Source organism: Variovorax sp. dw_954 (assembly GCF_018449755.1).
Lineage (GTDB): Bacteria > Pseudomonadota > Gammaproteobacteria > Burkholderiales > Burkholderiaceae_C > Variovorax.
Genome location: NZ_JAAVVD010000002.1, coordinates 616,010 through 639,229, shown reverse-complemented (window position 1 = coordinate 639,229; position 23,220 = coordinate 616,010). Strand labels below are relative to the sequence as shown.

At 65.8% G+C, this 23,220-nt stretch carries 24 protein-coding genes; 6 read left to right on the top strand and 18 right to left on the bottom strand.

Features of this window, described 5'->3' with window-relative positions:
- From HB681_RS06065 to madL, 10 genes are all read right to left on the bottom strand, one after another.
- Positions 1–720, bottom strand: a 720-nt coding sequence (locus HB681_RS06065; RefSeq protein WP_213953863.1) for a zinc ribbon domain-containing protein, incomplete at its 3' end; no start/stop codon positions are given.
- Between the two features lie 206 nt (positions 721–926).
- Complete coding sequence (locus HB681_RS06060; protein ID WP_213953862.1) at positions 927–1,832, bottom strand: acyltransferase domain-containing protein; 906 nt, start codon at positions 1,830–1,832, stop codon at positions 927–929.
- A complete protein-coding gene (locus HB681_RS06055; protein WP_213953861.1) occupies positions 1,829–2,692 on the bottom strand; it encodes a triphosphoribosyl-dephospho-CoA synthase in 864 nt (287 codons plus the stop codon). Before HB681_RS06055 ends, HB681_RS06060 begins: the two co-directional genes overlap by 4 nt.
- Positions 2,689–3,369, bottom strand: coding sequence for a malonate decarboxylase holo-[acyl-carrier-protein] synthase (gene mdcG, locus HB681_RS06050; protein WP_213953860.1), 681 nt, complete (start codon positions 3,367–3,369; stop codon positions 2,689–2,691). Before mdcG ends, HB681_RS06055 begins: the two co-directional genes overlap by 4 nt.
- Positions 3,370–3,387: 18 nt before the next feature.
- Positions 3,388–4,089: a biotin-independent malonate decarboxylase subunit gamma gene (gene mdcE / locus HB681_RS06045; protein ID WP_213953859.1), complete on the bottom strand. Its 702-nt coding sequence runs from the start codon at positions 4,087–4,089 to the stop codon at positions 3,388–3,390.
- 14 nt (positions 4,090–4,103) lie between these two features.
- Positions 4,104–4,982 carry a biotin-independent malonate decarboxylase subunit beta gene (locus tag HB681_RS06040; RefSeq protein WP_213953858.1) on the bottom strand — a complete coding sequence of 293 codons (879 nt, stop codon included), beginning with the start codon at positions 4,980–4,982 and terminating at the stop codon, positions 4,104–4,106.
- Positions 4,979–5,314, bottom strand: a complete 336-nt coding sequence (gene mdcC / locus HB681_RS06035; protein WP_213953857.1) for a malonate decarboxylase acyl carrier protein — start codon at positions 5,312–5,314, stop codon at positions 4,979–4,981. Before mdcC ends, HB681_RS06040 begins: the two co-directional genes overlap by 4 nt.
- 10 nt (positions 5,315–5,324) lie before the next feature.
- Positions 5,325–7,007, bottom strand: coding sequence for a malonate decarboxylase subunit alpha (gene mdcA / locus HB681_RS06030; RefSeq protein ID WP_213953856.1), 1,683 nt, complete (start codon positions 7,005–7,007; stop codon positions 5,325–5,327).
- 10 nt (positions 7,008–7,017) lie between these two features.
- The gene (madM, locus tag HB681_RS06025; protein ID WP_213953855.1) at positions 7,018–7,782 is read right to left on the bottom strand and encodes a malonate transporter subunit MadM; all 765 of its coding nucleotides are present in this window, start codon (positions 7,780–7,782) and stop codon (positions 7,018–7,020) included.
- Positions 7,783–7,790: 8 nt separating this feature from the next.
- Positions 7,791–8,207 carry a malonate transporter subunit MadL gene (gene madL, locus HB681_RS06020; protein WP_213953854.1) on the bottom strand — a complete coding sequence of 139 codons (417 nt, stop codon included), beginning with the start codon at positions 8,205–8,207 and terminating at the stop codon, positions 7,791–7,793.
- 1,112 nt (positions 8,208–9,319) lie between these two features.
- Here madL and HB681_RS06015 point away from each other — a divergent pair.
- Positions 9,320–10,108: a toll/interleukin-1 receptor domain-containing protein gene (locus tag HB681_RS06015; RefSeq protein ID WP_213953853.1), complete on the top strand. Its 789-nt coding sequence runs from the start codon at positions 9,320–9,322 to the stop codon at positions 10,106–10,108.
- An 89-nt stretch (positions 10,109–10,197) separates the two neighbouring features.
- Here the strand turns inward: HB681_RS06015 and HB681_RS06010 are convergent, their stop codons facing one another.
- Positions 10,198–11,109, bottom strand: a complete 912-nt coding sequence (locus HB681_RS06010; protein ID WP_213953898.1) for a LysR family transcriptional regulator — start codon at positions 11,107–11,109, stop codon at positions 10,198–10,200.
- Positions 11,110–11,244: 135 nt separating this feature from the next.
- On the opposite strand from HB681_RS06010, the gene HB681_RS06005 reads away from it, so the two are divergent.
- Together HB681_RS06005 and HB681_RS06000 are read left to right on the top strand one after the other, a co-directional pair.
- On the top strand, positions 11,245–12,480 hold the full coding sequence (locus tag HB681_RS06005) for an FAD-dependent oxidoreductase (RefSeq protein WP_213953852.1): 1,236 nt from the start codon (positions 11,245–11,247) through the stop codon (positions 12,478–12,480).
- A gap of 136 nt (positions 12,481–12,616) precedes the next feature.
- On the top strand, positions 12,617–13,717 hold the full coding sequence (locus HB681_RS06000) for a Zn-dependent alcohol dehydrogenase (protein ID WP_218628142.1): 1,101 nt from the start codon (positions 12,617–12,619) through the stop codon (positions 13,715–13,717).
- Positions 13,718–13,720: 3 nt separating this feature from the next.
- On the opposite strand, the gene ydiK is transcribed toward HB681_RS06000, so the two are convergent.
- A complete protein-coding gene (ydiK, locus tag HB681_RS05995) occupies positions 13,721–14,860 on the bottom strand; it encodes an AI-2E family transporter YdiK (protein ID WP_213953850.1) in 1,140 nt (379 codons plus the stop codon).
- 120 nt (positions 14,861–14,980) lie between these two features.
- A complete protein-coding gene (locus HB681_RS05990) occupies positions 14,981–15,463 on the bottom strand; it encodes a hemerythrin domain-containing protein (RefSeq protein ID WP_213953849.1) in 483 nt (160 codons plus the stop codon).
- Positions 15,464–15,789: 326 nt separating this feature from the next.
- On the opposite strand from HB681_RS05990, the gene HB681_RS05985 reads away from it, so the two are divergent.
- Positions 15,790–16,422 (top strand): response regulator transcription factor, encoded by a 633-nt coding sequence (locus tag HB681_RS05985; protein WP_213953848.1) that lies wholly within the window; start codon positions 15,790–15,792, stop codon positions 16,420–16,422.
- Positions 16,423–16,440: 18 nt separating this feature from the next.
- On the opposite strand, the gene HB681_RS05980 is transcribed toward HB681_RS05985, so the two are convergent.
- Entirely contained in the window at positions 16,441–16,644 is a 204-nt protein-coding gene (locus tag HB681_RS05980; RefSeq protein WP_213953847.1) for a hypothetical protein, read from the bottom strand.
- Positions 16,645–16,852: 208 nt separating this feature from the next.
- On the opposite strand from HB681_RS05980, the gene HB681_RS05975 reads away from it, so the two are divergent.
- Positions 16,853–18,199 carry a 2-hydroxycarboxylate transporter family protein gene (locus HB681_RS05975; RefSeq protein WP_213953846.1) on the top strand — a complete coding sequence of 449 codons (1,347 nt, stop codon included), beginning with the start codon at positions 16,853–16,855 and terminating at the stop codon, positions 18,197–18,199.
- Positions 18,200–18,374: 175 nt separating this feature from the next.
- Here the strand turns inward: HB681_RS05975 and HB681_RS05970 are convergent, their stop codons facing one another.
- Genes HB681_RS05970 through HB681_RS05955 form a run of 4 tightly spaced genes read right to left on the bottom strand, consistent with a single transcriptional unit; the run spans position 18,375 to position 22,344 of the window.
- Positions 18,375–19,601, bottom strand: coding sequence for a Glu/Leu/Phe/Val dehydrogenase dimerization domain-containing protein (locus HB681_RS05970; protein ID WP_213953845.1), 1,227 nt, complete (start codon positions 19,599–19,601; stop codon positions 18,375–18,377).
- Between the two features lie 29 nt (positions 19,602–19,630).
- Positions 19,631–20,425 carry an ABC transporter ATP-binding protein gene (locus HB681_RS05965; RefSeq protein WP_213953844.1) on the bottom strand — a complete coding sequence of 265 codons (795 nt, stop codon included), beginning with the start codon at positions 20,423–20,425 and terminating at the stop codon, positions 19,631–19,633.
- Positions 20,425–21,354: an ABC transporter permease gene (locus HB681_RS05960; protein ID WP_213953843.1), complete on the bottom strand. Its 930-nt coding sequence runs from the start codon at positions 21,352–21,354 to the stop codon at positions 20,425–20,427. Before HB681_RS05960 ends, HB681_RS05965 begins: the two co-directional genes overlap by 1 nt.
- A gap of 15 nt (positions 21,355–21,369) precedes the next feature.
- Positions 21,370–22,344, bottom strand: coding sequence for an ABC transporter substrate-binding protein (locus tag HB681_RS05955; RefSeq protein ID WP_213953842.1), 975 nt, complete (start codon positions 22,342–22,344; stop codon positions 21,370–21,372).
- Between the two features lie 204 nt (positions 22,345–22,548).
- Between HB681_RS05955 and HB681_RS05950 the strand changes: the two genes are divergently transcribed.
- Positions 22,549–23,022 (top strand): Lrp/AsnC family transcriptional regulator, encoded by a 474-nt coding sequence (locus HB681_RS05950; protein WP_213953841.1) that lies wholly within the window; start codon positions 22,549–22,551, stop codon positions 23,020–23,022.
- Positions 23,023–23,220: the final 198 nt, after the last annotated feature.

Sequence of the window (23,220 nt, the reverse complement as noted above, 5' to 3'; positions counted from 1 at the left end):
CCTTGCCGGCGCGGGCGCCGGCGCCGGTGCATCCGGCACCGCGTCCGGGGCGAGTTCGCGCCCGCCGGCCTGTCGTTGTTCCTGCAACTGGCGATCGAGCGCCTGCTGGAGGGCCTGCACTGTCGGGTTGTTGGCGTAGTCGACGTCCATCAGATCGAGCTTGCGTTCCGCGGCCACGAGGTCGCCCTCCTTCAGGGCGCCGCGCACGGCTTCGACATTCGCCTTGAACTCGCGCAACTTGGCGGCATCGCGTTGCTTGTCGAGATAGAAATGGTCGTATGCGAAAGCGAATCCGAGCAAGGCCACCAGTGCGGCCCCGATGCCGAGGATCAGGCGATTGGGTGTGACGGGGCTGTCGGCCCAATCCACCCTGCCCTCGTCTGCCGGCGTGCCCTGCCGCCAGGGCACGCCGGGGCGCACGAAGCCCACGCTGGAGCCGACCTCCTCCATGATCGCGGTCGACGGGACGGGGTGGCTGCCGACCTCGTGCGGGTCCTGCGGGTCCATGAGCGGATAGTCGATCTCGTAGGGCGCCAGCGCCCGGCCGGTGCCGTGCTCGATGGCCACCTCGACATCGAACCTCGGATCGCGCGCGCCCTCTTCGCCGGTTCGATCGGTTCCGCAGAACGGGCAGAAGCGCTCCCGCTCCTGCAGCAGCTCTCCACAATGTTTGCAGGGCTCCAGAAACGATGTGTCGGAAAAATCGGCCAGATTCACCATGACTCGGATCGAAGGTCGTGCGCGGGTCGGGGCATGCTGGTTTCATTTTGGCTCTGAATTTGCATTTGCACCAACTCTGCCGGGCGGCTGACTTGACAGCCGGATCGGGTGTTTTCCCAATGAAGAAGCGCTGATCGGGAGTGCCTCGCGCAACGGGCCGGCCATGCAACCTATGGCGTTCGGCCAATGGCGCTGCACGAGCCTTTTCAGTCTTCGTGCGCCTGCAGCCAGGCGGCGATGGCGGCGGCGCTGCGGAAGTCGTCGCAGGCCCGCGCGGGGATGTCGGGATAGCGTTGATTCCACATGCGGGTGAGAGCCTGGCCCGGGCCGACCTCCAGCACGCAGCGCACCTGGCGCTCGGCGATGTTCTGCATGCATTCGTCCCAGCGAACGGTCCGCGCGATCTGGGCCGCAAGCGCCGTCCTTGCCGCCCCGGCATCGAGGATGCGATCGGCGGCATTGCTGGCCAGCACGATGCGTGGGGAGCGGAACGGCACATCGGCCAACACCTGCGAGAAGCGCTCCGCTGCCTCCTGCATCCACGGCGTGTGGGAGGCGACGTTGACGCGCAGGCGCGTGCACTGCGCGCCCTGCCCCGTCGCGATGTGTTGCGCCTGCTCCAGGGCTGCGCCGGGGCCGCCGAGCACGACGCTTTCGATGCCGTTGCGGATGGCCAGCGCCAGCCCCGTGACTGCGCGCAGTTGCACCAGCGCGGGTTCCGCCAGGCCGGTGACGGCGAGCAGCCCACCGGGATGGCGCGCGGCACTCTCGTCCATGGCCGCGGCGCGCAATGGCGCAAGGGAAGCCGCGACCTCGCTGTCGATCACGCCCGCCGCGCTGAAGGCCGCCAGTTCGCCGACGCTGTAGCCCGCGACGACCGAGGGCGACGAAACGTGCGGGGCCAGCTGGCCCCACGCCGCGAGCGCAAGCGCCGTCAGCAGCGTCTGCGCATGTGCATTGTTCGCAGCCCAGTCCGGGTCTGCGAGGGCGGCGCGCCAATCGTCCACGCCGAGCCGGGTGCGCATCTGCTGGACCCGCCCATCATCTGCCAGCCAGGGCAGCATGGCAGGGTGCTGGTTGCCCTGGCCGGAGAAGATCAGCGCGAAGCTCATGGAGCGGCACAGATGCGCACGACCCAGCACGCGGCAGCCAGCGTGTCGGCCGCTCCGCCGGGCGACAGGCGGCGTGCGACGAAGTCATCGGCAATGGCCTCGGCCTTCGCGAGCGCCCCGGACCTGGCGCTGCCGCCGCTGTCGATGAATCCTTGCGCGGCGGCCTGTGCGTAGCGCAAGCCGGCGAGGCCGCCGCGATGCGCGAGGTTGCTGTCGTCCAGCACGGCCATCACGTGGAACAGCGTGTCGAGCCGTGCCAGCCGAGGCGACAGGCCCTTGGCGAGGCCTCGTAACAGCGTTGGCACCGCCGTCTCAAATAGCACCGGAAAGCCCATCGCCGCCTCCTGCGACGCACCGCGCAGGCCGAGCTTGCGCGCGGCGATGCCGCCGGGCAGTGTCGACGCGCGCAGGCTGCGTGCGGCGAGCGCATCGCCCCAGTGCACTTGCAGTGCGTCGCGCAGCGTCGTCGGTGTCATCGCCGTGGCGCCGCCGCGCGCAACGGCGCCGGCCGCTGCGCACAGCAGGCCCAGCATGAAGATCGCGCCGCGATGCGTGTTGATGCCCCTCGTCCCGGCCAGCATGCGCGCCTCGGCCTCGATGCCGCAGCGCTCGAGTTCGGGGAACGCCGCGCCGCAGCGGCCCGCGTCGGCGATCTGCACGAAGTAGCGGCGCAGCGCGAACAGGCTGCGCATGAAGGTGTGGGCATCCATGTCGTCGTGGCTGCCGTTGTCGACCAGCGTGACCAGGCCCGGCTTGGGCGCCAGCGCGAGTTCATCGTGCAGGGCCAGCGTGGCCGCATGGCCGATGGCCGTGGAGGTGAGCGGCCTGTCGGCGCGCAGTGGCAGGGTCGCGCGGTTCATGTCGCCAGCGCCGCATCGCGCGCGCCCTCGCACCAGTCGGCGTCGTAGCGCAGCGCCGCGCCCGTGAGGCGCTTGACCATCACGCCGCGCGCGCGGCCTGCGCGCCAGTCGGACCATTCGCGCCAAGCCACCGCCGTACCGTCGGCGAACATGAGTTCGCCATCGAGCCGCAGGCGCGACGAGGCGAAGCGATCCAGCTGCCGGGCCACATCGTCGGCGTGCGCCGTGCTGTGCACCGCCACCCACAGATCGAGGTCGGAACCGGGTCGCACGTGATCGAGCCCGCTCAACGCCTGCCAGCCATAGCTGCCATAGACGTGCGCCGTGGCACCGGATGACGCGAGCCCGGCCTGCAGGTCGCCGGCCGTGCGCTCCGAGAGCGGCAGCAACACCACGACCTCGGCCAGTTCGGGAAACTCCTCGAAGCGCTCGACAGCCGAGCGCGGAACATGCACCGCGAGCCGCCGTCGCGCCCAGCGGCCCGGTGCAGGCAGGCCCAGCGCGATCAGCTCGCAGTCTCCGGCATCGGCCGTCTGCCGCGTCACGACCAGCGGCAATCCATATCGTGCCCAATGCGCCAGGCATTCGTGCGCCTGCGCGTCCCACGGTCGGGCCAGCACACCCTGCCAGCCTTCGCTGGAGAGCCGGGCCAGTCGATGTCTGCGAAGCGTTTCCATGGCCGGGGCCCTCGCGCGTCAGGCCGCAGCCAGCACGCGCTCCACGACGGACGCAGAGAGCTTTCGCCCGCCGCGCGCGGCGCCGTCCTGCGCGCGTGTGTCCTTGACCGGCGTGTCCGCCAGGGCATCGCGCAACGCGGCCTGCAGGTCGCCCTGCCAGAGCGCGCGGACGCCACCCATCGCCACGTAGTTGCCCACGCCCGGCGCGAACACGGGGTTCGACTCCGACAGCGCCGTGAGCGTTTCCTCGGACAGCTTGGTGACCCGGGCCATCGCCGGAATGCGCATCACGCGGATCTCGGCTTCGGGCAGCGCGTAGCAGCCGTCCGCGATCAGGCCGGAGGTGATGAAGCCGCCCGACAGCGCCTGGTCGTACACCAGCCCGATCACCTGGTGGCCGCGTCGGCGCGCAAGGTCGATGCACATGCCCAGGTGCGCCATGGCGCGGTTGATGCCGAGGGTCTCATCGCGGCGGCGCAACTGCTGGCCCTGCGTGTCGATGAACAACAGGATCGGGCGCTTCGGATGCCGCGCGATGGTGTCGAGGATCACGCGGGCCTGCGCCAGCGCGAGCGCCACGCCAATCGGCGCGTGGTTGGTGGTGCCGACGACCGTGATCGGCTGGCCCTCGAACACCACGTCGCCGTGCAGGAAGTCATCGTCGGCCTGGATGCCGTGGGAGGACCCGAAGAGCTGGGTCGCGAGCTGGTTCCATTGCATGCTGGTTCTCCTGTTCATGCCGCGCGCAGCGCGCGCACATCGTCCACATCCAGATCGGGCACGCGCTCGGCCTTGTCGATACCGAGTTCGCGCCACAGGAGCGTGGCTTGGTCGATTCCATCGTTTTCCAGCGGCAGCATCGCCAGCCGAGCGCCGAGCAGCGCGTGCTCCGCCTCCAGGGCTTCCAGCGTCACCGGCCGCGACACCTTCATCGCCGCGATGGCAGCGGCGCGGAACGCCGCCACGTCGTCTTCCACCAGCGCGTCGCAATCTCCGGTCAGCCAGCGATGCTTGCCGCCGCTCGTGCGCCACACCAGCGCCCGGTCGCGCGAGTCGTATTCCTCCACGCCGTGCGAGGCTTCGATGACCTCGGGGCCCGACATCGCGAGCCGGCCCACATCGCTCATCACGATGAAGTCCGCGCAGCGCGCGACGATGCCCATGCCGCCGAAGCACCCATTGGCCCCGCCGATGAGAAAGACCACCGGAATGCCGGCCGCGCGCACGTCGAGCACCGCTCGCATCACCTCCGACACGGCGATGAGCCCGGCGTTGGCTTCATGCAGCCGCACGCCGCCGGACTCGGCCAACACCACCACCGCGGCAGGCTTGTCGCGCAGGGCACGTTGCAACATGCCGACCAGCTTGGCGCCGTGCACCTCGCCGACGCCGCCACCCATGAACTCGCCTTCCTGCGCGGCAACGAACACCGTGTGCCCGTCGAGCTTCGCGCGCCCGATCGCCACGCCGTCGTCGAAGGCCGAGGGCACGCCGAGCTGTGCCAGGTGCGGGCTGGTCAGGCGCTCGGCCGGCGGAATCCATTCATGAAAACTGCCCTTGTCGAACAACAGGGCGATGCGCTCGCGAGCGGAGCATTCGGCGAAGCTGATCATGCGCGGCCTCCTTGGGGCAGTTCGGCCACGGCCTGGTCCAGGCGCAGGCTCACCACGGCGGGCGTCGCCCCCATGTCGTTGATGGAAACGCGCAAGCCGCCGATCGGATGGCGCGCGAAGAAGTCGTCCGCAACGGCCTGCCAGATCGGCCCGAAGCCGCGCGCCGAAGTCTCCACGCGCACGGCGCAGGCGTCGCCTGCCGCCGCTTCGAGCATCACTTCGAGGTTGCCGGAGCCGACCACGCCGACCAGCACCGGTGCGAAGCCGCCGACGGGCCGGCCGCCAGCGAAAGAAAAGTCCAGGGTCTCAATGCCCACGGGGATGTCGCTCATGTCCATTCCTTTACCAGTTGCGGAAGCGCTTGGGCGGCTGATACAGCCCGCCGGATGCGCGCACCAGGTCGCGCATGCTGCGCGCGGCCAGCAGGTTGCGGGTGGCGTCGCGCGGGTCGATGCCGAGGTCTTGCGGCCGCCTGATCACGCCGCGGTCGCGCAGGTTCTCTACCGCGCGCTTGTCGCGGCCCAGCCCCACCGCCGTGTAGCCGGCCACGCCACGGATCGCCTGCTCGCGCTCTTCGTCGCTGCGGCACAGCAGCAGGTTGGCAATGCCCTCCTCGGTGAGCACATGCGTCACGTCGTCGCCGTAAATCATGATCGGGGGCAGTTCCATGCCGGCCTGCTCCTGCAGCGTCCAGGCGTCGAGCCGGTCGACGAAGGCGGGCTGCATGTGCTCGCGGAAGGTCTCGACCATCTGCACGACCAGCTTCTGCCCGCGTGGGGTGCCCGCCGCGCCGCTGCGGCCTGCGCGCGCCTCGCGGCCGGCCTTGAGCCACGCCGGGCTCGAGTGGCGCCGGCCGCGCGCGTCGGCGCCCATGTTCGGCGCGCCGCCGAAGCCGGCGATGCGGCCCAGCGTCGCAGTCGAGCTGTTGCCGTCGAGGTCCATCTGCAAGGTCGAGCCGATGAACAGGTCGCAGGCGTAGTGCCCCGCCGCCTGGCAGAAGGCCCGGTTGCTGCGCAGGCTGCCGTCGGGGCCGGTGAAGAACACGTCGGAGCGCGCGCGGATGTAGTCCTCCATGCCCAGCTCGGAGCCGAAGGAATGGACAGACTGCACCCAGCCCGCCTCGATGGCCGGGATCAGCGCCGGATGCGGGTTCAGTGCCCAGTGCTTGGCGATCTTGCCCTTGAGCCCCAGCGATTCGGCATAGGTCGGCAGCAGCAGTTCAATGGCTGCCGTGTCGAAGCCGATGCCGTGGTTCAGGCGTTGCACGCCGTACTCGGCATAGATGCCCTTGATGGCCATCATCGCCATCAGCACCTGGATCTCGCTGATCTGCGCCGGGTCGCGCGTGAACAGCGGCTCGATGAAATTGGGCTTGGGCGCCTTCACCACGAAGCTGACCCAGTCGGCCGGGATGTCGATGCGCGGCAGCGTGGTGGTCTTGCCGTCGACCAGTTCATTGACCTGCGCGATGACGATGCCGCCGGAGAAAGCCGTGGCCTCGACGATGGCCGGCGTGTCCTCGGTGTTGGGGCCGGTGTAGAGATTGCCCTCTGCATCGGCCGCCTGCGCCGCCACGAGAGCCACCTTGGGCGTGAGGTCGACGAAGTAGCGCGCGAACAGCTCCAGGTAGGTATGGATCGCGCCGATCTCGATGCGCCCGGCCGACACCAGCTTGGCCAGCCTGGCGCCCTGCGGCCCCGAGAAGCTGAAGTCCAGCCGCGAGGCCACGCCGTTCTCGAAGATGTCCAGGTGCTCCGGCAGCGCCAGCACCGACTGCACCATGTGCAGGTGATGCACGCGCTGCGGATCGACCTGCACCAGCGCCCTGGCCAGGAAGTCGGCCTGCTTCTGGTTGTTGCCTTCGAGGCAGACCCGGTCGCCGGGTTCTATCGCGGCTTCGAGCAGCTTGCCGATGGCCTCCGTTGCCACGACCTTGCCGACGCGCTGCGCGCCGAGTGCTTGCGAGACACGTGCCAGCCGCGCCGTGCGGTTGGCTGTCTTGGTGTTCCAGTTCATGCGATCCATGGTGTTGACCTCAATGCACGATGGCCTTGACGGCGAAGAAGAGCAGCGACGGGCCAAGCAGGCAACCGAGGCCGGTGTGGAAGGTCGCGACCAGTGCGCCGTAGGGCACCAGCTTGCGGTCGGTGGCGGCAAGGCCCGCCGACACGCCGCTCACCGTGCCCGCCAGCCCGCCGAAGACCATCGCCGAGCGCGGTGTCTTCAGCACGAGGAACTTCGCCGCGATCGGCGTGCCGACCATCACGATGATGGCCTTGACCAGGCCGGTGGCGATGCTCAGCGCCATCACGTCCGGGCTGGCGCCGATGGCTGCACCGGTCACCGGGCCGACGATGTAGGTCACCGCACCGGCGCCGATGGTCGTCATGCTTACCGCATCCGAATAGCCGAAGCTCCAGGCGATAGACGCGCCGACGACGAAGGGAATCAGCGTGCCCAGCAACAGCGCGACCACGCCGATCAATCCTGCCTTGCGCGCCTCGGTGGCCTGCACTTCAAAGGCCGTCGCGACGATGGCGAAATCGCGCAGCATTGCACCGCCCATCAGCCCGATGCCACTGAACAGCGACATGTCGGCCAGGCCCTTGTGGCCACCGGTCTGCGTGCCGCCCCAGTAAGCCAGCGCCAGGCCGATCACGATCGCGATGGCCGAGCCATGCACGCGGCCGAAGGTCAGGCGCTTCGAGATCTGCCCCGAGACCAGGACGATGAGGCCGACGATGGCGAAGGCGGTGACGAGGCCGTTCAGGGCCGCGGCTTTTTCAAGGATTTCGAGCATGGTGTTTTTCACTCCGCTTCGGCGAGCAAGGGGTTGTCGTGGAGGGTCGGGGCGGTGTCCGCTTCGGGCGCCGGTCGCTCCGTGCGGTTGATCAACGAGATCACGATGGCGCAGGCGCCTGCCGCAGCGAAGGCAGACAGCAGCGCAACCGGGCCGCCGCGCAGCGCGGAGACCATGTCCTGCTGGGCCGCCATGGCGACGACCACGGGGATGTACATCGCGCCCCAGTACTCCACGCCCAGCTCGGTGAGCTTGGGCAGCATGTCTTTCTTCTGCATGTAGAGCCGGGCGAAGATGAGCAGCAGCATCGCGATACCGACTCCGCCCACGTTGGTCTTGACGCCCAGGGCCTGCCCGAGCAGGTCACCGATGAAGATGCCGAGCAGATGGCAGAGTGCCAAGAGCGCGGTGCCGTAGATGATCATGGGTTTGTCTCCTGGGTTCGCGCCGGGCGAACTGCCCGATGCGGAGGAATCTGGCGCTTTGACTGCCTTGCAGATGCAGCGCCGTTCCCTGGAGACGAAAGGTACCGAAGGGGGTGAGTTGGATCAATTAACCACCTGCGTGGCAAAACGCCTGGGGTGAAACGATCGAGGGTTAACCCAGATTTCGCGGGATGGTGCGGTGCATTGCCATGCGACTGTGCGGGGTGCGTGTCGTACCTTCGAAAACGCGCTGTCACCGTCGTTACTTCAACAGGGCGAACTGATCATCACCGCTGGCCTAGATTCAACCACCGTGCCTAACTCGGCACTCAAGCCAACCGCCGACAACGTCGCCGAATCTTATTCGCTAAGCAGCATAGGAAATCTCGTGGTTACACATCCAATCCAGCTAAGTGCTCATCAATACCGTGGCAGTGATCCTCAAAAAATGCCGCTGGCATTCCGAAGAGGCTCGATGCGATGGCGTTTGAAATTTTTATCAATGAGATGTTCCTTGCGCAGGCACAGCCAATTCAGGACTATAAGTAACACAAGATTGCACGTATGCCATCCAATTGAACGGATTCGCAAACTTTGCTTCGCATTAGACTGCGGAAGTAATGGATTTAACCCCCACAAAACCAGGCATGACGTATGAAGAAGCCGTGCGCGCGCATCGTGCCGCATAGTTCATCAACGTGGCGATGACGCCGTTGCAGTTGCATAACCCCGGCGGTCGGGCCGCCAGCACGGGCGTCGTCTCCCCTCGTCCGCTATAAATCGGATCGTTTACGCCGTTGCGCCAATAGCACCGCTGCCGCAGCCCCGAACTGCCCCCGACGAGCAGCAACGCCATTCGAGGAAACGCCTTGGAATTGGCGACATTGCCGGATACGATGCCTGTACCCTTCGAGCAGAAAACAATCGGAGAGAGGGAGAGCGAGAGAGGCAGAGTGGGAGGACCTCGAACTCCAGACGAAAAGCAAGATTTAAAGAACTATGGCTCGCGCAGGGCCCGCCTTATCCGTAGGGCCAATGAATTCAATAAATTCTTCATTGGCTATGAGCCGACTCCCACTCATCTCAAACTTTAGCCATCTGAAGGAGAAAGCATGAACCCCACGAGCATCTTTCTGAGCCATAACAGAGAAGACAAAGAGTTTGTTCGCCGTCTTGCAGACGATCTGCGACGCGCGGGCGTGATCGCTTGGGTGGACGAGGCTGAAATTAGGATCGGTGACAGCATCATTGGAAAAATTGAAGATGGCATTCTGGGAAGCGAGTACCTTGGCGTCGTCTTGTCACCCAATTCTGTGGCTTCACAGTGGGTTAAAGAAGAGCTACGAGCGGTACTTCACTACCAAGTCACCAAGAAATCAAAAACAATTCTCCCCTTGCTCTATCGCTCATGCGATATTCCTCCATTTCTTGTAGACAAGCTTTACGCAGATTTTACTGATCCCACACAGTACGAATTCGTACTACGTCAGCTTCTAAGCCGGCTGGACTCGACGTTTGAGCCTCCTGCCTTCGTTAGTCGGGCAGACCTGCAGCATTTACTCGACATGCTCCCTTTGCCGGCGAAAAGGGGGTCAATTATGCGCGAACCGGACGAAAATGACGTTGACTATGTAAGCAGTAATGCGTTTGATCTCTCCGAGCTTGGCGGACTCGTGTCTTGGCCGAGCACGAAACTCGCCTCTGCACTTCGTGAACTGCTTGCGGCAAACAAAGTAGAACTTTTCTTATTTAAAGGCGAAATTTCGAATAATGATCACCCCAAAATTCCTGCAGGGACGAAGTTCGTCCTGCCCATGGTTTTTAGGGGACTTCTGCCTCCAAACCTTCGGTCAAAAGACGCGGAAATTGAGAGTATCTTGCGCAGCATTGAAGCAAGATAAATTCAGGCTAACCCGTTTCGGCCGACGGCTTTCGGCCGCGACTCACAGCGGGAGTGGGCGCTTCAAAAAATTTCAGATACGCCACCGAATCAAAGCTCCGCCCGAGCCTTTCGACACACCGCCAGCAGCGCCAACAAATTCGGATCCCGCTCCCGCGTCCGCAAAAAGCTAACCCCGATCTTCTGGCACATCAAATAGCGCCTCTGCAGCGGAATCAGTTGCACGCGCTCCGGCATCACGCTGCGCACGCGGCCGGGCAGCAACGTGAAGCCGATACCGCCGCTCACCAGGTTCATGAGAGAAAAAATGTCGCCGGTCTCCATGACGACGTTGGGCGTGAAGCCGGCGATGCGAAACGACTCCTGGAAGCCGCTGTAGGTCACGAAGCCTTCGCCCAGGCTCACGAAGTGCTCGTCGGCGCAGGCGCTCAGGTCGATCTCCGCAAGCCCGGCATAGCGGGAGCCCGTCGGCGCGGCGAAGAAGATGTCGTCCTCGAACAGCAGCTCCGACTCGACATCGGCCGCACCTTCGGGCCGGCCAATCAGCGCCGCGTCGACCGTGCCGTCGCGCAGGCGCTGCAGCAGGTCGGCATTGGAGCCGAGCACCAGTTCCAGTTGCAGTTCAGGCTTGCGGACCTTCATGCCCATCACGATCGCCGGCACCGTGCGGCTGGTCAGCGAAAAGAGCGAACCGATGCGGATGCGGTCGGCCGAATAGCCGGCCACTTCGCGCGTCGAGCGGATGCCGTCGGACATGGTCCGCAACACCTCCCGCGCCACTTCAGCGAGTTCGCGCGCGGCGTCGGTGGGGAGCAGGTTGCGGCCTTCATGGCGGAACAGTGCGCATCGAACGCCGGCCTCCAATGAATGCAGCGCACGGTGGACGCTCACCGTGCTGACGTCGAGCCGCTCGGCCGCCCGCGCGAGGTTGCCGGTCTCCATGAAGGCCAGCAGGATCTCGAGCTTGCGAAAGGTGATTTCCTCGTCGATGCGGATGAGCATGTGCGGGCTTCGTGGATGGGTTTCCGGGTGAGGCGGATTATTGGAGCGTTTGGAGTGTCCCGCAGCGAACAGTCCACGCGAACCCACTCCCATAATCAGGCGCTTCACAGGAAGCCAGGAAAGCGGCAAGACGAAATGCCCACCGACGTATTGGTCCTCGGCGCCGGAATGGTCGGCGCCTGCACCGCCCTTCAGCTCGCGCGCCGCGGGCATTCGGTCGCGCTGGTCGACCGGCAGGCGCCGGGCCGCGAGACCTCCTATGGCAACGCCGGCATCATCCAGCGCGAAGCGGTCGAGCCCTATGCGTTCCCCCGCGAATGGGCGACCGTGCTCGACGTCGCCTTGAAGCGCAGCGTCGACGCCACCTATCACCTCGACGCATTGCCATCCGTCGTGCCGCAGCTGATGCGCTATTGGCACGAATCAGCGCCGGGCCGTTACGCCGCCATTGCCCGCGACTACAGCCGCCTGATCGAGCACTGCCTCAGCGAGCACGATGCGCTCATCGCCGAATCGAACGCGGCCCAGTTGGTGCGCAAGGAGGGCTATCGCGTCGGCTTTCGCACCCGGGCCGCGATGGACGCGGCCGCGACGAACGCGGCCGACTTGCGGGACCGCTACGGCGTTCGCTTCGAACTGCTCGATGGCGATGCGCTGGCCCGTGCCGAGCCCGGACTGCATGCCCGCCTCCCGGGCGCCCTGCATTGGCTGGACCCGTGGTCCGTCAGCGACCCGGGCGCGCTGGTCGACCGCTACGTGCAGCGCTTCATCGACCTGGGTGGCCGCCTTGTCCAGGGCGATGCCGCCAGCCTGCAGCCCGAGGCGCAAGGTTGGCAGGTCCGGACGACGGACGGCCCGCTGCAGGCGCGCCATGCGGTGATCGCGCTGGGTCCGTGGGCCGGCGAGTTGACCACCACGCTCGGCTACCGGCTGCCGCTGTTCGTCAAGCGCGGCTACCACCGTCACTACCGCGGCGGCCCCGGCCTGCGCCTGCCGCTGCTGGATGCGGAGCGCGGCCTGGTGATCGCGCCGATGGCGGCCGGCCTGCGCGTCACCACCGGCGCCGAGTTCGCCCGCATCGGCGCGCCTTCGACGCCGGTGCAACTGGGCAAGGCCGAAATCGCGGCGCGCGAACTGATCGACCTGCCAGAGCCGGTGGAATCCGTGCCATGGCTGGGCAACCGCCCCTGCACGGTCGACATGAAGCCGATCATGGGCCCGGCGCCCAGGCACCCGGGGCTGTGGTTCAACTTCGGCCACTCGCACCAGGGCTTCACGCTCGGGCCTGTCAGCGGACGGCTGCTGGCGGAGATGATCGAAGGCTCGCAACCCCTGGTCGATCCGGCACCCTACGCGCCGACACGGTTCTGATTCGCAGGGGCCGGGCCGCCGCAGCCGAGGCGTCCCAAGCGCGTCGGGGCCGGGTCCGATTCACCGGCAGAATGGACGACGGGAGTATTCCCTTCCGGCACACAACAAAGACAACTGGAGACGAGCAACCGTGCAAATGCAATCCAAGGCCGTGGTCTTCCGCGGCGAAAACCTGACCGTCCACGTCGAAGACATCTTGGTCGATCCGCCCGGCCCGGGCGAGGTGATGATCAAGATGGCCGCCTGCGGGGTCTGCCACAGCGACCTCTCGGTCACCAACGGCACCCTGCCCTTGCCGCCGCCCATCATCCTCGGGCACGAGGGCGCGGGCGTGATCGCGCAGGTGGGCCCCGGCGTGGCCGACTTCCAGGTCGGCGACCACGTGATCAGCAGCTTCGTCAACACCTGCGGCAAGTGCCGCTACTGCGTGACCGGCCGCGCCAACCTCTGCAGCGTGGCCATCGGCACGCCAGGCACGTTGCTCGGCGGCCACCTGCGCACCCGCGACGCCAGCGGCCAGCCGCTCAACGTGATGGCCGGCTGCGGCGTCATGGCCGAATACGCGACGCTGCACGAGAACAGCGTGGTCAAGATCGAGCCGGTCGCGCCACTGGACCGTTGCGCGCTGATCGGCTGCGGCGTGATGACCGGCTGGGGCGCGGTCTGCAACACGGCCAAGGTCGAGGCGGGTTCGATCTGCGTGGTGTTCGGCGCCGGCGGGGTCGGGTTGAGCGCCATCCAGGGCTGCGTGGCTGCCGGCGCGACCATGATCGTGGCGGTGGACATGCTGGCCAACAAGCTCGAGATGGCCAGGACCTTCGGCGCCACGCACGTCGTCGACGCATCGAAGTCCGCCAACCTCGTGAAGGACTTGCGAAAGCTCACCGACGGCGGCGCCGACTATGCCTTCGAATGCGTGGGACATGGCGACATCGTGGCGCAGGCCTATGCCACCGTGCGCAAGGGCGGCACGGCCATCGTGGTGGGCGTTGCGCGCCCGGACAACACCACCACCATTCGCACCGCCAGCCTCGCCTTCGAGGAGAAGACGCTCAAGGGAAGCTACTACGGCTCGACCCGGCCGCGCCATGACTTTCCGCGCCTCGTGTCGCTCTACCAGGCCGGCAAGCTCAAGCTCGACGAACTGATCACGCAGCGCTACTCGATCGACCAGGCGCCGCAGGCCTTCGACGACCTGGCGCAGGGCCGCAACGCCCGCGGCGTGATCATCTTCTAGAAATCAGGCGGGCGGGCGCGTCGTTTCCAACGGCGCAGGCGGCACGATCGGCACCGCGACCGCCACCGCGACGGGCTGCACCACCGGCCCGTCCGCTTCCTTGTCGTCCAGCCACGCATCGATCAGCGTGTAGGCCACGGCCAGCATCACCGGGCCGACGAAGATGCCGACCAGGCCGAAGCCCAGCAAGCCGCCGATCACGCCGGCGAAGATCAGCAGCAGCGGCAGGTCGGCGCCGCGCTTGATGAGCATGGGACGGATGAAGTTGTCCATGGTGCCGACGACGAGGGTCCACACGGCCAGGAAGATGCCCCACCCCGTCGAGCCGTTCCAGAACAGCCAGACCGTGGCCGGCGCCAGCACCAGCGTCGGGCCGATCTGCACGATGCAGAGCATGAACATCACGGCGGTCAGCAGGCTCGCGAACGGGATGCCCGCGATGGCCAGGCCGATCCCGCCGATCACCGCCTGCAGGATGGCCGTGACGCCGACGCCCATGGCCACGCCACGGATCGCCTTGCCGGCCAGGATCACGGCATCCTCGCCGCGCGAGCCGCCGAGGCGGCGGCCAAAGCGGCGCATGTACTGGGCGGCATCCTCGCCGTTGGCGTACATCACGCCGGCAATGGCCACGGTCAGCACGAACTGCACCGACAGCGCCCCCACCACGCCCAGCTGCGACACCAGCCAGCTCGTCACCTGCCGGGCATAGGGCGTGACCTTGGCCTCCACACCCGACATGCCCGAGGCCACCAATTCATTCCATGCGGTCGCGAGCTTCGGCCCGGCCAGGGGCAACTGCGCGACCCAGTCAGGAAGCAGCAGCGGGCCATCGCGCGTGAGCGACTTGACCCAGACGATGACGTCATCGGCATTGGCGGCGATGGTCGAGATCGCCATCGTGAGCGGCAGTACGAACAGCAGCAGCAGGATCAGCACCATGACCAGCACCGCCGGGCCGCGCCGTCTCCAGAGGCGCGCCTCGAACCACAGCAGCGCCGGCCAGGTGGCCACCACCAGCATGGCGGCCCAGATCGTCGCGCCCAGGAAGGGTCGCAGGATCCACAACGACGAAAGGATCAGTAGGACGATCGTCAAGACGCCAAACGTGAGCTTGGCCAGGTCGACACGGGGCTCGGGCATGATGCGCACCTCCTATTGCGGCAATGCCCGGAGTGTGCGCGACGCGGGGCCAGGAGGTGTCGTGTAGGTGCCACAAGTGGGGGAAATGCAAAAGGTCATTCCCCCGGACCGCCGGCAGGGTCAGGCCGCGGCTTCCACCTGAGCCATGAGTTCCTGCTTGCGCGCCGCCAGTTGTTCCTTGAGTTCGACCAGGTCCATCCCGGAGGCGCGGGCCTTGGGGAACATTTCCTCGCGTTCTTCCTTGACGTGGTGGTCGATCTGCTCGCCCAGCACGACGACCTTCGCATCGAACAGCGGCTCGTCGGCGCCCATGGCCTCGATCTGCGCGATCAGTTCCTTGGCGCTCGCATGCTCGACGGTCGCCTCGTCCATCATCGGCTCGTCATGCACTTCCGCGCGGGCCGCGGGATAGAAGATCTCTTCCTCGATGGTGGTGTGCACCGTCAGCGAGCGGCAGATCTCGTCCGCAAGCGCCTTGCGCTTGGCCGCGGGGGCCTTGGCTTCGGCGAGCTTGCCGAATTCCTGGAACAGCTTCTTGACCGCGATGTGGTCGGCATCGAGGAAGTCGACCGCATCATTCTTTTTCGGGGGAGCCTTGCTCATGGTGATTCCTTGGGTTGTGTCGTGGGGTGGATCGCCGCGCGTGGCAGCAATTGGCAAACATATAGACGGCGATGCGCGGCCCTGTGAGGCGGCGCACCCCGTGGCTGTAGGACGCGGGCAGCGGAGCCGTGCCAGGCATCCCGAAACCGTGCCCTCGGCAAGGGCACGGCGCGCTCACGCAGGATGCTTTCCGACCGCCGTGAAGGACAAGCGCTCTTCCTCACGCAGTACAGGGACGGGAACCCCCAAATGGCCGATTCGGTTCACCGATGATTGACACTTCACCGGCACAGGTCGCCGGTGGTTTTTCAATGAGGAGAATTTCCATGATCAAGATCGGCATCGTCGACGACCACGCCATCGTCCGCAACGGACTGCGCGACTACTTTGCGAACCATGTCGATCTCCGGGTGGTCGGCGAGGCCGCGAGCGGCCGGGAAGCCATCGACCTGGTGCGCAACAACGAGATCGACGTCCTGGTGATGGACCTGCTGATGCCCGGGCAAAGCGGCATCGACGCCATTGCCATGATCCGCGCCAAGGCGCCGGAAGTCGGCATCCTCATCCTGAGCGGCTACCCCGAAGAGCACTACGCGATGAACATGATTCGCCAGGGCGCCTCGGGCTACCTGAACAAGGACTGCGATCCGGCAGAGATCGTGAAGGCCATCCATGTGGTCGCCCTGGGCCGGCGCTACATCACGCCGGCCGTGGCCGACCTGCTGGCGCGCCAACTGGACCGCAAGGACAACGCGCCCGTGCATGAGCACCTGTCGGAGCGCGAGTTCCAGGTGTTCCTGAAGCTGGCAAAGGGCGAGACCATCGGAGCGATCGGCGAGGCGCTGTCGCTTTCGGTGAAGACCGTGAGCACCTATCGCACGCGGCTGATGGAGAAGATGAACCTCGCCAGCAACAGCGACCTCACCTACTACGCGCTGAAGTCTCAACTGATCGATTGATGGCGGGACGGCCGGTGGTCAGGCGCAACGCCGGACCGCCGGCCACGAAACCTGCAACCCCCTGAGGGCGCGCGCATAGAGGTAGTTGAGCCGGGCCTTTTCGCTCAGCGAATCCATGTCGACGTTGCCGAGCGCATCGCACGGGAACGCATAGAGCTGGTTGCCGTCCTGCAAACGGCAAAAACAAAGTACAAATCCACTGGGTGCTTGCGATGCGGTCATCTTGAATCTCCTGCCGTCAACTCATGGACTCAGTGTGGACCGCAGGGCACTGGATGGATGTCAGCAGGCAGGCCCGCGCCGCACGCGCACGCAAGCTGTGTGAAGGTAGGACGCGAGCCGCCTCGCGCGCAGTCTCCGCGGTACGCAGATTCTTCCCATTGCTCTTTCTCCGGCGAACAACCACACTGCCAAGTCACGGAGAAAAGCCATGAAGACACCTGACGCAGCGCTCCCGGCATCTGTCGAATCGACACCGCAAGGCTTCTGGCCCCACGGCTGGTGGAAGGTGATGGAGTTCCGCATCGGCATCATCCCGCTGCCGGTCTACGTGCTGGCCGGCGCGCTCATCGCGGGGCTCGTGTACACAGGCAAGCTGCCCAACGAGATCTCGCTGGCGATCGTGATGTTCGCCTTCTTCGGCTTCACGCTGGCCGAGATCGGCAAGCGGATTCCGATCATCCGCAACATCGGCGCCGCGGCCATCTTCGCGACCTTCATTCCGTCGGCGTTGGTCTACTACCACCTGCTGCCGGAGCAGATCGTCAAGGTCACGACCGACTTCACCAAGGTGTCGAACTTCCTCTACCTGTTCATCGCGTCGATCATCGTCGGCAGCATCCTGAGCATGGACCGGCAGGTGTTGATCAAGGGCTTCCTGAAGATCTTCGTGCCGCTGGCGGCGGGCACGGTCGCGGCAGGCGCGGTGGGCACGCTCGTCGGCACGCTGCTCGGGCTGGGCGCGTACCACACCTTCTTCTTCATCGTGGTGCCGATCATGGCGGGCGGCGTCGGCGAAGGCGCGATCCCGCTGTCGATCGGCTATGCCGACATCCTGCACCAGGACCAGGGCGCGCTGTTCGCGACGGTGCTGCCGCCGGTGATGCTCGGCAGCCTGACGGCCATCATCCTGGCCGGCACCTTGAACTACGTCGGCAAGCGCTACCCGCACCTGACCGGCGAGGGCCGGCTGCAGCCCGGCGAGCATGACGACATGGACCCGGCGAAGGAAGAGATCACCGGCCACATGGACGTGACCCACATCGCAGCCGCGGGCATCACCGCGCTGACGCTGTACCTCGTGGGCATCATGTGCCAGCGCCTGTTCGGCCTGCCGGCGCCGGTCGCAATGCTCTTCATCGCCGTCATCGTGAAGCTCACGCAAGCGGTGTCGCCGCAACTGCAGGAAGGCGCGTTCGTGGTCTACAAGTTCTTCTCGACCGCCGTGACCTATCCGCTGCTGTTCGCCATCGGCGTTTCGCTCACGCCATGGGACAAGCTGGTGGCCGCCTTCAACCTGCCGACCATCATCACCATCGTGTGCACCGTCATGACGCTGATGGGTGTGGGTGCATTCGTCGGCAAGCTGCTGAAGATGTACCCGATCGAAGCGGCCATCGTGAATGCGTGCCACAGCGGCCAGGGCGGCACCGGCGACGTCGCGATCCTGACGGCCGCCAACCGCATGACGCTGATGCCTTTCGCGCAGATCGCGACACGCATCGGCGGCGCGATCACGGTGACGGTGGTGTTGATCGTGCTGACGCGGATCAGTTGACGCGCCTTCGCGGGGGCGGGCGGCGGGGATCGGGATCGGACAGCCGAACGCAGAGGTCGCAAAGGTTTCGCAGAGGTCGCAAAGAAGAAGACCAAAAATTTCTTGTTGGATTTTTTGCGACTTTTGCGTTCCTTCGCGATCTCCGCGTTGGGTCAAGTCCGCACTTGCGACAACCTCAAACGAGTTGCGTCAGAGCATTCTCAAACGCGGTCTTCGCGATGCCGGTGTGCGCCTTCGAGCGGCCGTGGCAAGCCTCCAGCGCCGTGGCGATCGTGGCCGACACGTCGCGGAAGATGGCGTCGTCCGAGATCTCCGCATCGCCCTGCATCATGAACGCGAACGCGCGTGCCATGCCGCAGTTCGCGATGAAGTCGGGGATCACGGCGACCTTGTGGTCGGCATGCTCGTAGATGGGGCCGTAGAAGATTTCCTTGTCGGCGAAGGGCACGTTGGCGCCGCTGGCCACCACTTCGAGGCCGCCGTCAATCAGTTGCTCGACCTGCTCCTGCGTGACCAGGCGCGAGCCAGCGCAAGGCAGGAAGATTTCCGCGCCCACGCTCCACACCAGCTTGTTGATCTCGTCGAAGGAGAGCATGTCCTCGGTGCTCAACTGGTTGCCCTTCTTGTTGAGGAACATCGTGCGGATCTGGGCGAAGCTGAAGCCCTCGGCATTGAGCACGCCGCCCTGGCGGTCGATGATGCCGACCACCTTGGCGCCGGCTTGCGCGAGGTAGTACGCCGCAGCAGCGCCGACGTTGCCCCAGCCCTGCACCACCACGCGCTTGCCGAGGATCTTGCCGCCGTAGAGGCTGTAGTAATGCAGCACCGATTCGGCCACGCCCCAGCCGGTGATCAGGTCCGCCACCACGTACTTGCGGCCGCTGATCGGCGTGTAGCGCGGGTCCTCGACGACCTTGGCCACGCCCATGCGCAATTGGCCGACCTTCTGGATGCGCTCGCTTTCGGTCGGCTGGTAGTGGCCGTTGACCACGCCTTCCTGCGGATGCCACAAACCGTAGCTCTCGGTGATCGGGATCACCTCGTGCACTTCGTCGACGTTGAGGTCGCCGCCCGTGCCGTAGTAGGTCTTGAGCAGCGGCGTCACGGCCTTGTACCAGCGTTGCAGCACGCCTACCTTGCGCGGGTCGGCTGGGTCGAAGTCGATGCCCGACTTGGCGCCGCCGATGGCCGGGCCGGAGACGCTGAACTTGACTTCCATCGTCTTGGCCAGCGACACCACTTCGCGCCGGTCGAGACCGGGGCGCATGCGCGTGCCGCCGCCGGCCGCGCCGCCGCGCAGGGAGTTGATGACCACCCAGCCCTTGGCGGGCGTCTCGGCGTCATGCCATTCGAAGACGATCTCGGGAGACTTGTTCTCGAAGCGGTTCAGGAGTTCTTTCATTTCGATCTTTCGGAATTGGGTGTGAGGTATCAAGCGAGCAGGAGCTTGTCGTCGTCCAGCTTCTCGCCGCGGGTCCTCTCGAACATGTGCAGCAGGTCGGGCACGTCCATGCCCGCGCGTTCCTCGCCTTCGACGTCGAGGATCACGCGGCCTTCATGCAGCATCACGGTGCGTGTGCCGTAGTCCAGCGCCTGGCGCATGCTGTGCGTGACCATCATGGCCGTCAGCTTGCTGCCTTCGACGATCTTCGCGGTGAGTTCGAGCACGAACGCCGCCGTCTTGGGGTCGAGCGCCGCGGTGTGCTCGTCGAGCAGCAGGATGCGCGACGGTTGCAGCGACGCCATCAACAGGCTCACGGCCTGGCGCTGGCCGCCCGAGAGCAGGCCCATGCGGTCGGCGAGCCGGTTTTCCAGCCCGAGGTTGAGCATGCTCAGCTTCTCGCGGAAGAACTCGCGCAGGCTGCGCTTCACGGCAAAGCCGAAGCTGCGCCGCGCGCCGCGCTTGAACGCGAGCGCCATGTTCTCCTCGATGGTCAGCGCTTCGCAGGTGCCGGCCATCGGGTCCTGGAACACGCGCGCCACCAGGTCGGAGCGCTGCCATGCCGCCAGGCGCGTGACGTCTGCATCGTCGATCCGGATGCTGCCGCTGTCGACCATCAGGTCGCCGCTGACGGCGTTCAGGAAGGTCGACTTGCCGGCGCCGTTGGAACCGATGACGGTGACGAACTGGCCCGTCGGAATGGTGAGGTTCAACCCGCGCAGCACGCGGTTCTCGATCGGCGTACCGGCGTTGAACGTGATCTCGAGTCCTTTTGCGCGCAACATTACTTGGCCTCCTTGACCGCAGCGACGTGGGTGTTGCGCGCGCCGGCAAACATGCCCGCCAGCTTGCGCCTGAAGTTGGGAACGAGCAGCGCGAGCGCCACCAGCACGGCCGTGACGAGGTTCAGGTCCTGTGCCTTCAACCCGATGAAATCGCTGTTCAGCGCCAGCGCGATGAAGAAGCGATACAGCACCGCCCCCAGCACGCAGGCCAGCGTCGTGATGACGAGGCTGCGGGCCGGCAGGATGGTCTCGCCGATGATCACCGCGGCCAGGCCGACGACGATGGTGCCGATGCCCATCGAGATGTCCGCCCCGCCCTGCGACTGCACGAACAGCGCACCGGCCAGCGCGACCAGCGCGTTGGAGATCGCGAGGCCCCAGACCGTCTGGCGGTCCGTCGAGATGCCCTGCGCCCGCGCCATGCGCGGATTGCCGCCGGTGGCGCGCATCGCCAGGCCGATCTCCGAAGCGAAGAACAGGTCGATCAGCACCTTGGCCACCACCACGATCACCAGCAGCACGATGGGCTTGAGCCAGTAGTCGGGCATGCCACCGAAGTCGAGCATGCTGAACACCGTCGCATCGTTGATCAGCGCGACATTGGGCTTGCCCATGATGCGCAGGTTCACCGAATAGAGCCCGATCATCACGAGGATGCTGGCGAGCAGTTGCATGATGCGCAGCCGCACGTTGAGCCAGGCCGTGAGGTAGCCCGACATGGCGCCGGCCACGATGGCTGCGGCCGTGGCGGCAAACGGATTCCAGCCAGCGACGATCAGCGTCGCCGCCACGGCGCCGCCGAGCGGGAAGCTGCCGTCGACCGTCAGGTCCGGGAAGTTGATGATGCGGAAGGAGAGGAAGACACCCAGCGCGACCAACCCGAATATCAGGCCGATCTCGATGGCGCCAAGCGAGGCGATGAGCGACATGTTCTGCGGCCCTGCTTACTTGACGACGACCTGGGCCGACTGGATGAGTGCTTCGGACAGCTTCACGCCCTGCTTCTCCGCGGCCGCCGGGTTCACGTGCAGTTCGAAGGTGTTGCTGGTCTGCGAGGCGATCGTGCCCGGCGCCTTGCCCTGGAGGATGCTGACGACGATCTTGCCGGTCTGGTGGCCGATGTCGTAGTAGTTCAGGCCCAGTGCCGCGACGGCGCCGCGCTTGACGGCGTCGGTGTCGGCCGCCACCACCGGGATCTTGGCTTGCTGCGCGACCTTGACGATGCCTTCGAAGGCGGACATCACGTTGTTGTCGGTCGGCGCATAGATCACGTCGACCTTGCCGACCAGGCTCTGTGCCGCGCTCGCCACGTCGACCGTGCGTGCAGCGGAGGCTTCCACCAGCGTCATGCCCGAGGCCGGCATGGCCTTCTTCAGCGCCTCGACGATGGCCACCGAGTTGGCTTCACCCGGGCTGTAGATCACGCCCACGCGCTTGGCATTCGGCACCACGCGCTTGATCAGGTCCAGGTGCTTTTCCAGCGGCGACAGGTCCGACACGCCGGTCACGTTGGTGCCCGATGCATCCCAGCTCTTGACCAGCTTGGCCGCGACCGGGTCGGTCACGGCGCTGTAGACGACCGGGATGTCCTTGCTCGCGGCCACCACGGCCTGCGCCGATGGCGTGGCGATGGCCACGATCACGTCCGGACGCTCGCCGACGTACTTGCGGGCGATCTGCGCGGCCGTGCCGGTGTTGCCTTGCGCGCTCTGGAACTCGTACTTCAGGTTCTTGCCGGGCTCGAAGCCGGCGGCCTTCAACTCGTCTCGGACGCCATCGCGCACGGCGTCGAGCGCCTTGTGCTCGACGATCGAGGTGACGGCGACAGACTTCTCGGTGGCAAAGGACGGCGCAGCGGCAACGCCGGCGAGGGCAACGGCGAGCAGCGACAGGGGGGTGCGCAGGAAAGAATATTTCACGGTGAGGTCCAAATATGAAGAGGAGCGGATGGCCCGAATTCGAAAAACCGTCCGAGTGAGGAAGCTTGTGATTCCCGTCGCTGAACTGCTTTCGAGGAGGAGAAGTGTGAACTTATGCACAAACAATCTGCTTTCATCCCAAGCTAGGGCGAACCCTCAGCGGCGCAATATGATTGCGCGTTTGGTTTACATTAGGAGACGATATTGCATGACCTTGAATTCGACCGGATCGACCGCAAGATCCTGGCCTTTTTGCAGGACCACGGACGCGCGTCGAACCTCGAATTGGCCGAGGCCGCGGGGCTGTCTCCGGCGCAGTGCCACCGCCGGCACAAGCGACTGGAGGAAGCTGGCTTCATCGCGCGCTACGAAACCCGCCTGACCGCCGCCAAGCTGGACCTGCACGTCGTCGCCTTCATCCACGTGGCGATGGAAAAGGGCCACATCCGCGAGATGTCCAAGTTCACCGACGTCGTGGTGGACCTGCCCGAAGTGCTGGAGTGCTACTCCACCACCGGCGACTACGACTTCATGATCAAGGTGATCGCCCGCGACCTGAAGTCGCTGTCCCAGTTCCTCATCGACAAGCTGATGCGCCTGCCGGGCGTGGATGCCGTGCGGTCGAGTGTGTGCCTGGACGAGTTCAAGTGCACGAGTGCGTTGCCGCTGCCGGAGTGACCGGTTCAGCCAGCTTCAAGTCCGGCGCTTCCGGAGCGTAGCGCCTCCCGCGCCTACAACCCATCCCACTCTTTGCCGACGAAACGCGCGCCGCCTGGGCATTACCGTCCGTGGGCCACGTCGGCAAGATGGAGTTCCAGCATGCTCGCAGTTGCGGTTCCCGCTCACAACGAAGCGGAGTTCATCCCTTCCGTGTTG

Bases quoted from the DNA above. Each gene is read 5' to 3' on its own strand.
- HB681_RS06060 (WP_213953862.1), bottom strand. From the start codon at position 1,832: ATGAGCTTCGCGCTGATCTTCTCCGGCCAGGGCAACCAGCACCCTGCC.
- HB681_RS06055 (WP_213953861.1), bottom strand. From the start codon at position 2,692: ATGAACCGCGCGACCCTGCCACTGCGCGCCGACAGGCCGCTCACCTCC.
- mdcG (WP_213953860.1), bottom strand. From the start codon at position 3,369: ATGGAAACGCTTCGCAGACATCGACTGGCCCGGCTCTCCAGCGAAGGC.
- mdcE (WP_213953859.1), bottom strand. From the start codon at position 4,089: ATGCAATGGAACCAGCTCGCGACCCAGCTCTTCGGGTCCTCCCACGGC.
- HB681_RS06040 (WP_213953858.1), bottom strand. From the start codon at position 4,982: ATGATCAGCTTCGCCGAATGCTCCGCTCGCGAGCGCATCGCCCTGTTG.
- mdcC (WP_213953857.1), bottom strand. From the start codon at position 5,314: ATGAGCGACATCCCCGTGGGCATTGAGACCCTGGACTTTTCTTTCGCT.
- mdcA (WP_213953856.1), bottom strand. From the start codon at position 7,007: ATGGATCGCATGAACTGGAACACCAAGACAGCCAACCGCACGGCGCGG.
- madM (WP_213953855.1), bottom strand. From the start codon at position 7,782: ATGCTCGAAATCCTTGAAAAAGCCGCGGCCCTGAACGGCCTCGTCACC.
- madL (WP_213953854.1), bottom strand. From the start codon at position 8,207: ATGATCATCTACGGCACCGCGCTCTTGGCACTCTGCCATCTGCTCGGC.
- HB681_RS06015 (WP_213953853.1), top strand. From the start codon at position 9,320: ATGAACCCCACGAGCATCTTTCTGAGCCATAACAGAGAAGACAAAGAG.
- HB681_RS06010 (WP_213953898.1), bottom strand. From the start codon at position 11,109: ATGCTCATCCGCATCGACGAGGAAATCACCTTTCGCAAGCTCGAGATC.
- HB681_RS06005 (WP_213953852.1), top strand. From the start codon at position 11,245: ATGCCCACCGACGTATTGGTCCTCGGCGCCGGAATGGTCGGCGCCTGC.
- HB681_RS06000 (WP_218628142.1), top strand. From the start codon at position 12,617: ATGCAATCCAAGGCCGTGGTCTTCCGCGGCGAAAACCTGACCGTCCAC.
- ydiK (WP_213953850.1), bottom strand. From the start codon at position 14,860: ATGCCCGAGCCCCGTGTCGACCTGGCCAAGCTCACGTTTGGCGTCTTG.
- HB681_RS05990 (WP_213953849.1), bottom strand. From the start codon at position 15,463: ATGAGCAAGGCTCCCCCGAAAAAGAATGATGCGGTCGACTTCCTCGAT.
- HB681_RS05985 (WP_213953848.1), top strand. From the start codon at position 15,790: ATGATCAAGATCGGCATCGTCGACGACCACGCCATCGTCCGCAACGGA.
- HB681_RS05980 (WP_213953847.1), bottom strand. From the start codon at position 16,644: ATGACCGCATCGCAAGCACCCAGTGGATTTGTACTTTGTTTTTGCCGT.
- HB681_RS05975 (WP_213953846.1), top strand. From the start codon at position 16,853: ATGAAGACACCTGACGCAGCGCTCCCGGCATCTGTCGAATCGACACCG.
- HB681_RS05970 (WP_213953845.1), bottom strand. From the start codon at position 19,601: ATGAAAGAACTCCTGAACCGCTTCGAGAACAAGTCTCCCGAGATCGTC.
- HB681_RS05965 (WP_213953844.1), bottom strand. From the start codon at position 20,425: ATGTTGCGCGCAAAAGGACTCGAGATCACGTTCAACGCCGGTACGCCG.
- HB681_RS05960 (WP_213953843.1), bottom strand. From the start codon at position 21,354: ATGTCGCTCATCGCCTCGCTTGGCGCCATCGAGATCGGCCTGATATTC.